We start from the raw sequence: 802 nt of genomic DNA, 5'->3' as shown, positions 1-802 counted from the left end.
CATTTATTTAGAAACAAAAGAATAAATTATAATTGTTGACATATATTTAATTAATAAACTATAATATAAAATATATAGTAGAGGAGGAAAACGATGCCATATGGAAACGTTCTACTGTGATGGAAGCCAACATAAGGAAATGAATCGAATGGGGGTTGGGGTAGTCAAAGGTAGCGTAGATATTTACTATAACATTCCCACATTTGACTGGAAGAGATGTACACATGAAATAATTGCAATCACAAAAGCGATCAGCTTTGCAATCAAAAATAACACAAGTAATATTGTTGTTGTCAATGATGACAAGCAGCTAGTGAATATGATACAAAAAGCTAAAGTGAACATTAAGTTAAAAAGCAAAGGATTTAAAAAGAAAGCTGAATTCACTCGACTAATGAAGCTGGTAAAAGAACATGACGTATTAGTAAGAACACCACAAAGCGAGTTTGATAAGAGGCAAATACTGAAATGTCATCATTTAAGTAGAACTTATTTGAGGGAATTTGAACTTGTAAAATAGAGGTTTTATAAGGAGGGAAGCAATGAGTCGAGAAATCAAGTTTCGTGCATGGAGTAAAGAACGAAATGAAATGATCTATCCAGATCATAACAATTGGTACGAAAAAGCATTCTTAGGTAAAAACGGTTTCTGGCAAACAACACAATTAAGCACAATCCTGAATAATACAAAAATAGTGCCAATGCAATACACAGGACTGAAGGATAAAAATGGTGTTGAGATTTATGAAGGCGATGTAGTGGAATTTGATGACGGCTATGGAATTAGCGAAGATGGATACAT

2 protein-coding genes are annotated in these 802 nt (G+C 33.0%); both read left to right on the top strand.

The annotated features are described in order from the left end of the window. Nucleotides 1-100: 100 nt before the first annotated feature. Nucleotides 101-520, top strand: a complete 420-nt coding sequence (locus AC1DSL_RS18950) for a hypothetical protein (RefSeq protein WP_477533438.1) — start codon at nt 101-103, stop codon at nt 518-520. Nucleotides 521-542: 22 nt separating this feature from the next. Continuing rightward, nucleotides 543-802, top strand: a 260-nt coding sequence (locus AC1DSL_RS18945) for a YopX family protein (protein ID WP_477533437.1), incomplete at its 3' end; no start/stop codon positions are given.

The sequence above is a fragment of the Paenisporosarcina sp. P4_D4 genome (assembly GCF_056401835.1).
The sequence above is the reverse complement of the archived record's forward strand: the minus strand, read 5'-3'. Positions and strand labels throughout refer to the sequence as shown.